Genomic DNA, 8,357 nt, shown 5'->3' on the forward strand with positions numbered 1-8,357 from the left:
AAGCACTTTGACGGGCGCTCTGAGGCAGATCTGCCCATCGTGAAATTATCGACAAGACCGACGACTGAGCAAAAAGGCGCCAATCGATACCAATTGCTTGGAAAGTGTTCTCAGATGCTGGGGCCGAGGATATTGGTTCTGGCTTCAATGATGTGATCGTACATGTCTCGCTCAGCCTCTCTGCTATCGCGATCCTTGATCGCGTCGAGGATTGCCTGATGGCTGACGCTATAAGCCTTCATGCGGTCGGGGGTGAGCGACTGTTCTTTCATTTTCCCCCACAGATTTCCGGCGCGCACGGAGTGAATGCCTTCATAAAGCGACGCAAGAAGACCATTACGCGCGGCTTGGACGATAATACGGTGGAAAACGGCGTCCCATTTCTCGAATTCACCAAACGACTCCGAGGCGCTGCCTTTGGCGATGGATTTCTGCATTTCTTCGACTTCCTGCCTGGTCGCTCGTAACGCTGCCAAGGCGGCTATCTTGGGCTCTATGATCAACCGAGCTTCAAAGACTTCGGCCGGATAGGTGCGCAACGTGTTTCCTTCATTGCTGGACGGTGGGCGAAGGGCGCTGGAGCTTACGCCGCTGCCAGCGATAAAAGTCCCTCTTCCAACATGCCTGATAAGGCGGCCCTCTTTCTCCAACGAACCGAGCATCCTCCTCAGGGCAGTACGCGGCAGCCCCAGTTTTAGCGCCAAGTCACGCTCAGGAGGCAGCCGATCCCCCGGCTCCAAACCTTCCGCTTCAATAAAATCCTTTAGCACCACGCTCATGTGTCCTCCGATAAAAATTTTGCGAAACCAATTTGATCTATATTGACACCAATAGCAAGACCAATCTTATATTAATCGCAGAACCAACGCCGATTGGTAGCGAATGGCGCTGAAGTCCAGAGACAAGCTGTGCAACGCTCGAAAGGTTATGAGCAGCACGCACAAGCAGCGACAAAAACATCAATCAAGAAGCTGCTTAGACAAGGGAGATATAGCGATGGCCATAACGACTGAGGCTGTTACAACAGCCGACACAGCGCTTTCGGTGCGCGCACTGACCGTCGACCTGCCGAAAGGCATGGAACGGGCTCATGCCGTCGAAAATGTCTCGTTTGAGCTCAAGCGCGGTCAGATCCTGTGCATTATCGGCGAATCCGGGTCGGGCAAATCGGTAACGGCAAACACGATCATGGGACTCTTGCCCAAGATCATTCCAGTCTCCTCGGGCGCGATCACACTCGACGGAACGGCCCTTGTCGGCGCGCCGGTGAAAAAATTGCGGCAGCTGCGGGGCCGTGTCGTCTCGATGATCTTTCAGGATCCGCTTTCGGCGCTGAACCCGCTGATGACGGTCGGCGAACAGGTCACCGAGGTGATGGCCGCCCACGGAGTGGGTACGAAAGCCTCGCGGCGTGACCGCGCCCTCGAATTGCTGACGGAAGTCGGCCTGCCCGACCCCGGACTCATGTACCACCAGTATCCATTCAGGCTCTCTGGTGGTCAGCGGCAGCGCGTCATGATCGCCATGGCACTGGCCCTTGAGCCGACCGTGCTGATCGCAGACGAACCCACGACAGCCCTCGATGTAACCACGCAGGCGCAGATCCTGAAGCTCATCCGTGACATTCAGCGCCGCAAGGATATGAGCGTCATGTTCATCACCCACGACTTCGGCGTCGTTGCAGAAATTGCCGACAGCGTGGTGGTTATGGAGAAAGGGCGGATTGTCGAGCAGGGCACCGCCGACCAGGTTCTTAAATCACCCAGCCACCCCTACACCCAGCGTCTGATCGCAGCGGTTCCGCGCCTAACTGGCGAGGACAGAAAGCTCACGGAGCAGACGAGCGACGAGACAATCCTGACCGTGAATGGCTTGTGCAAGACCTATCGCAGCGGCAGCGCCCTGTTCGGCAGCCAGCGTGTGGTGCCTGCGGTGCACGACGCCTCATTCACCTTGGCGGCTGGCCGCACACTTGGCATCGTCGGCGAAAGTGGTTCCGGAAAGTCGTCGTTGGGGCGACTCCTGATCAAGCTCCAAGACAGCGACAGTGGTCAGATCCTGTTTGAGGGCAAGGACATCGTCAAGCTCACTGAATCGGAGTTCCGGCCGCTGCGTCCTCGGATTCAGATGATCTTTCAGGATCCCTTTGCCTCGCTCAATCCGCGCTCCACTATCGGTCAGATATTGACCGTTGGGCCCGTAGCACACGGTATGCCCTACGCGCAGGCGCGCGACGAGGCGCGGGCGTTGCTATCCCACGTCGGTCTCGATGCGGGCGCCTTCGGCCGCTACCCGCACGAATTCTCTGGTGGTCAGCGCCAGCGCATCGGCATCGCACGGGCCTTGATGTTCAAGCCGAAGCTGCTGATTGCCGACGAAGCAGTCTCCGCGCTCGACGTGTCAATCCAGGCCCAGATCCTCAAGCTGCTTGACCAAATCCAGCGCGAGACCGGCGTATCAATGGTCTTCATCACTCATGATCTTCGTGTCGCCAGCCAGATCTGCGACGAAATTGCTGTGATGCAGAAGGGCCGGGTCGTCGAGCGCGGCCCGCCGTCTCAGATTTTCCTGAAACCGCAATCCGACTACACGCGTGAACTTGTGGCCGCAATCCCGGGGGAACGAAGCAGAGACAATTGCGAAGGTGTAATCGGCTCACGGCAGTAGGTTCCTAATGAGCAAAAAGAGAGGGAATGAAAATGACAAAAGAGTCTACGACCAAAACGAACATTTCTCGGCGCAACGCACTGCGCTTGATGGCAGCCGGCGGCATTGCATGCTTTGCTGCTCCCCACCTGATCGGCAAGCCTGACATTGCCAGGGCAGAGGACAAGAAACCTGCGGGTCGCGTCGTGGTCGGGCTTTCGCAGGAACCGACTGTGTTCAACCCGCTCATGGCACATATCGAAACGGACGATGCGGTCCACTTCTCGCTCTTCGACGCCCTCTTTCGCATGGATCCGCAAGGCGTGCTTCAGCCCAATCTTGCGCTAGAAGTCCCCACGCAGAAGAACGGCGGTATCTCGGCAGATGGCCTGAACTGGCGCGTTCGCTTGCGTGAGGACGTTCGCTGGCATGACGGTAAGCCGTTTACGGCTGAGGACGTGAAGTTCACCCTTGAACTGATCACCAATCCGAAATTCCGAGCCTGGCGCACAGGCGGCCATTCGCTGGTGCGCGACCTCACGGTGGTTTCGCCAACTGAAATCACCTGGCGGATGGAGCAGGTCTTCGCTCCTTACCTGTCGTTTCTCACCGAAACCTTCATCGTGCCAAAGCACCTTCTCGAGAATGAGGCCGATCCGAACGCAGCAGCCTTCAATCAGGCACCCGTCGGCACCGGCGCCTTCAAGTGGAGCCAACGTGTGGCCGGCGACCATCTCGAGCTGATAGCGAACCCGGATTATTTTGGGGACGGCCCCTATGTCGAACAGGTTGTATTCAAATACATCCCCGACCAGACGGTGCTCTACACCCAATTCAAGAGCGGCGACATCGATCTCACAGACCAGGCGTACATCACGCCCGACCACTACGACGAAGCCAGCAAATTGCCGGGCCGTGTGGTGAGCCTGGTCCCCGGTGCCTCGGTCGAGTCGTTTTATCTCAATCTCGAGCGGCCGCAGTTCAAGGAACTTGCGGTGCGTCAGGCACTCTATGCTGCAATGGATAGAACGGCGATCATCGACGCGCTCTATTTCGGCGTGGTGACGACAACCGAAACCTTCATGCCGAAGGAGTCGTTCTACTTTAATCCGAAGCTTCCCGCACAAGAATTCAATCTCGATGCCGCACGCAAGCTCCTCGACGACGCCGGTTGGGTGCCGGGGTCGGATGGGATCCGTGAAAAGAACGGCGTAAAGCTCGCATTCAACAATTCGACGACGTCGGGCAACAATCTCCGTGAGCAGGTGCAGCAGTTCCTGCAGCAGACGTTCGCGGAGATTGGCGTCCAGATGACGATCTCGAATTTGCCGGCTGCCGTCATGTTCGGCGAATTCTGGCTGAAATCACAGTTCGATACGGCGATCTCGGGCGTTACGCATCTGATCGCCGCGGATCCCGATGCAACCAACCGCCTTGCGAGCAGCGCGATTGCCGCGAAGGGCGGAAAGGGCTCGAACGTCGGCCAGTATTCCAATCCGGAAGTGGATGCTCTGCTCAAGAAGGGGGCGCAGACCTTCGATCCGGATGCGCGTCGTGAAATCTACTACCGTATCCAGGAAATCGTGCGTCAGGACCTTCCCTTCCTTCCTCTGTTTGCCGCCACCTATGTGGTTGGCAAGAAGGAAGGCCTTGAAGGCTGGGAACCGAATACGAATACGCGCACGGCATCCTGGCATGCTGCCGGCTGGCGCTGGACGAGCTGAGTTACCTCCCGCCGTCGCCGCCGCGCGTCGCGGCGGCGACCTCTATTGGCGCTATCACAGGGAGAGCCTGAATGCGTAGCTTCCTACTAAACCGGTTCGCTCAGAGCCTCGTATTGCTCCTGATCGTTTCCGTCATCGGCTTCGTGGTCCTCAACCTGATTCCGGGCGGCCCCCTGGCACAGTTCGGGCTCGATGCGAGCATGACGCAGGACGACCTCAATCGACTGGCGGAACAGCTGGGCCTGAACCGCCCTCTGTGGATGCAGTATCTGGATTGGGCCTGGCGCCTTTTGAAAGGAGACTGGGGCCATTCGTTCCGCGACGGGGCGCCAGTTCTCGAGGTGATTGGGCGGCACCTCATGGCAACGCTGCTGCTGATGGGATCGTCCACGGTCATCGCCATCGCCATTGGAACGTGGATCGGCGTTCGTGGCGCCATAAAGCGCTATTCGGTTTTCGACTACATGGCGACGGTCGGTGCGATGGTGGCCCTTTCGATCCCGACTTTCTGGTTCGGCCTGATCGGCATTTATGTGTTTTCGCTCAAACTCGGCTGGCTGCCGGCCGGCAACATGTACACTATCGGCGAGGAGTCCGTTCTGAACTATCTCCACCATCTTATTCTGCCCAGCGTGGTGCTCGCGCTGGTGCATGTGGCCATCTGGAGCCGCTACATGCGAACGGCTACTCTCGACGTTATCAACCAGGAGTTCATCAAGACAGCCCGCGCCAAAGGGCTAAGTGAGCGCCGGATCCTGATGAAACATGTCATCGGCAACGCTCTGCTGCCGATGATCACGCTCCTCGGGATGCAGCTTCCAAGTGTCCTGACGGGTGCTTTGGTCACCGAGACGGTGTTTACCTGGCCGGGCATGGGACGCCTGTTCCTCGACAGCCTCGGCTACAGTGATTACCCAGTGGTGATGGGCTTGCTCATGTTCTCGGCGATCCTCGTCGTGGTAAGCAACCTGGCCGCCGACGTCGTTGTCGCCATCATAGATCCCCGTATCCGTCTGAGTTAAGCGCCATGAACGTTCATCAGGAGTCGGTCGTCATGACTGCCATTGCTGCAAATTCTCCCCGGGAGCGCTGGTGGAACAGCCGAACCGCGCACCGTTTCATGAAACACCATCTGGCCCTCATCGGCATGGTGATGATCGCTCTCCTGACGCTGGCATGCGTCCTCGGACCCCACTTGTTGCCGTACGACTCGCTCTATATCGATCTGCGCGCCCGCTTCGCGCCGCCGCTGACCGGGCAACATTATCTGGGCACCGACCCGCTGGGACGCGACCTGGCCGCCCGATTGTTCATGGCGGGCCGTATCTCGCTCCTGGTCGGTTTCTCGGCAATGCTGTTGTCGACGCTGATCGGAACCCTTGTCGGCGTGGTGGCGGGATACAGGGGTGGTCTGGTCGGCACGGTGCTGATGCGTGCCGTGGATGGCTTCCTTTCGTTCCCGTCCATCTTCCTCGTGCTTGCTCTTGCCGCCGCACTGAAGCCGAGCCCGATCATGATCACCGTCGTTATCGCTGCCACGAGCTGGATGGAAGTTGCGCGCATCGTCGAGACCGAGGTCCGCTCCCTGCGCGAGCGGGAATTCGTGCTGGCAGGCCGTATGCTGGGACTGAGCGCCACGCACATCATGTTCCGCGAGATCCTTCCCAATGCTATCGGTCCGATCATCGTTGCGGCCACCCTGACCGTCGCCCGAGCAATCCTGATGGAGGCCTATATCAGCTTCCTCGGCTATGGAATTCAGCCGCCGCTGCCGAGCTGGGGCAATATGCTGAACGGCGCGCAGCAATATCTGGGCACCGCGCCCTGGCTGGCGATCATTCCCGGCGCTGCCATTACGATTGCTGTCACCAGCTTCAACTTTATCGGTGACGGTCTACGCGATGCGCTCGATGTTCGTGGTGATCACGGCTGAGAGAACCGCCATTTCGTGCGGCGCGACACGAGAAATGGGGCGCGCGTGAAGTCAGCAAGAGCAGTGAGGATCATCCGACCGATAAGGGCCGGAAACGCCTCGCTCACGCCCCGCAGTAATTGAACGTTTTGCGCTTCCTGTCGAAGGGGCTGGAGCGCGATGCAGAGGAATAGAGACAATGCCGGTCCAGGTTCAGAAAGTAAGTGATAGCGCCTCTTTTCCAGCCCAGGTGGACGTCATCGTCGTCGGGGCGGGGATCGTCGGCACCTGCACAGCGTATGAACTGGCGCGCAAAGGGGTCTCCGTTGCTCTACTCGAAAAGGGGATCGTCGGTGGCGAGCAGTCGAGCCGTAACTGGGGGTGGGTCCGTCAGCAAAATCGCGACCTCCATGAACTCCCCTTGGCAATGTACAGTCTTCGGCGCTGGGAGGAGCTAAGCACCGAAATAGGCCGTGATCTCGGCTTTCGTCGCAGCGGGATCCTTTACTGCACCAAAGAAGAGGCGGATGTTGCCCGTTGGGAAAAGTGGGGAAAGGCTGCTCGTCTCCGGGGGTTTCATAGCCAGATACTCGGCGCGTCCGAGGCCAACGAGCGCGCTTCGGGCGGCACGTCGTCCTGGGTAGGCGGCGTTTGGTCACCTAGCGACGGGAGAGCTGAGCCGAGTCTTGCTGTGCCTGCCATCGCCGAAGCCGCGAAAGAAAATGGCGTATCGCTCCACCAGAACTGCGCCGTCCGGGGCCTCGACATTGCTAGCGGCAGGGTAACAGGCGTTTGGACAGAGCGGGGACTGGTGAAAGCCAGCACGGTCGTCTGCGCTGGCGGAGCATGGGCTTCCCGATTTTCTCATCGGTATGGCATCGATCTTCCAGTCGCAAACATCGCCGGGACGGCTATCAAGACCACTCCCGCGCCGGAAATCATTCAGGCAGGATGCCTTTCCGCCTCAAACTTCGTCTTGCGGCGTCGGATAGACGGCTCATACACGATAGCCGTACCAGGGCGTGGAACGCTCGATATTACTCCCCGAGGGATGCGATATGCGTTCAAATTCTACCAGATGTACCGCAGCAAGATCGGCAAGAAGCTGAAATACCGTCTGAACAGCAGCTTCTGGAACGGGCCCGATGCTTTCAGCAGCTGGGAGAACGATGAAATCTCGCCGTTCGAAAAAAACCGCATCCTGGATCCTGCGCCCGATGGAGATCTCGTGAAGCTCGCATTGAAGAACCTTGAACGCGAATACCCGGCGCTCAAAGGAATAGGGGTCGAGCGCGCGTGGGGAGGATTAATCGATACTTCGCCGGATCTCGTGCCGGTCATTTCAAGAGTGGAACAACTGCCTGGTTACGTGATTGCAGCGGGGTTCAGCGGACACGGCTTTGCCATCGGTCCGGGTGCCGGTCGGTTGGTCAGCGAGATTGTGATGAACGAGACGCCGATCACCGACATCTCACCCTACAGGCTGAGCCGGTTCAGCGATGGCTCGGCTATCAGACGACCGGAAATGATGTAGCAGTCGACGTTTGCTCCAATCTAAGGTGCTGCCGTCAGTGTGCCCATGAACCGGTCTCAAGCCGACGAATGGGTCGGGATATAAACAGAACCGGCTTCAAGATTCTCGTCGAGCGGGATCAGCTTTTGGGAGCCAATCATAGGGAGCGTAACAGTGGTCCTCGAGCGCTACAACGTGCCGCGGCTCGTCCGGGAGCGAGCATTCATAGGCCGGGAAAAGTACCTGAAATGGTACGAGGAGAGCGTCGAGGATCCGGACAAGTTCTGGGGCAAGCACGGCAAGCGGATTGACTGGTTCAAGCCCTATACCAAGGTCAAGAACACGTCCTTTACCGGCAGGGTCTCGATCAAGTGGTTCGAGGACGGGCAGACCAACGTTTCCTACAATTGTATCGACCGCCATCTGAAGACGAACGGCGACCAGGTGGCGATCATCTGGGAAGGCGACAATCCCTACATCGACAAGAAGATCACCTATAACGAGCTCTACGAGCATGTCTGCCGGATGGCGAACGTGTTGAAGAAGCACGGCGTGAAGAAGG

General features: G+C 58.4%; 7 protein-coding genes. 6 read left to right on the forward strand and 1 reads right to left on the reverse strand.

Annotated features, from left to right (window positions below):
• Positions 1 to 110 precede the first annotated feature (110 nt).
• Positions 111 to 779: an FCD domain-containing protein gene (locus ATY76_RS11525; RefSeq protein WP_088674888.1), complete on the reverse strand. Its 669-nt coding sequence runs from the start codon at positions 777 to 779 to the stop codon at positions 111 to 113.
• A 217-nt stretch (positions 780 to 996) separates the two neighbouring features.
• On the opposite strand from ATY76_RS11525, the gene ATY76_RS11530 reads away from it, so the two are divergent.
• From ATY76_RS11530 to ATY76_RS11555, 6 genes are all read left to right on the forward strand, one after another.
• Positions 997 to 2,667: an ABC transporter ATP-binding protein gene (locus ATY76_RS11530; protein WP_088674889.1), complete on the forward strand. Its 1,671-nt coding sequence runs from the start codon at positions 997 to 999 to the stop codon at positions 2,665 to 2,667.
• Positions 2,668 to 2,699: 32 nt separating this feature from the next.
• A complete protein-coding gene (locus tag ATY76_RS11535) occupies positions 2,700 to 4,370 on the forward strand; it encodes a peptide ABC transporter substrate-binding protein (RefSeq protein ID WP_088674905.1) in 1,671 nt (556 codons plus the stop codon).
• Between the two features lie 71 nt (positions 4,371 to 4,441).
• The gene (locus tag ATY76_RS11540) at positions 4,442 to 5,392 is read left to right on the forward strand and encodes an ABC transporter permease (RefSeq protein ID WP_088674890.1); all 951 of its coding nucleotides are present in this window, start codon (positions 4,442 to 4,444) and stop codon (positions 5,390 to 5,392) included.
• 32 nt (positions 5,393 to 5,424) lie between these two features.
• Positions 5,425 to 6,303, forward strand: coding sequence for an ABC transporter permease (locus tag ATY76_RS11545; RefSeq protein ID WP_088674906.1), 879 nt, complete (start codon positions 5,425 to 5,427; stop codon positions 6,301 to 6,303).
• 178 nt (positions 6,304 to 6,481) lie between these two features.
• The gene (locus ATY76_RS11550; RefSeq protein WP_088674891.1) at positions 6,482 to 7,816 is read left to right on the forward strand and encodes an FAD-binding oxidoreductase; all 1,335 of its coding nucleotides are present in this window, start codon (positions 6,482 to 6,484) and stop codon (positions 7,814 to 7,816) included.
• Between the two features lie 153 nt (positions 7,817 to 7,969).
• A partial coding sequence (locus ATY76_RS11555) for an acetyl-coenzyme A synthetase N-terminal domain-containing protein (protein WP_141105009.1) occupies positions 7,970 to 8,357 on the forward strand: 388 nt, incomplete at its 3' end.

Origin of the sequence: Rhizobium sp. R339 (assembly GCF_002211395.1) — a bacterium.
Classification (GTDB): Bacteria; Pseudomonadota; Alphaproteobacteria; order Rhizobiales; family Rhizobiaceae; genus Rhizobium.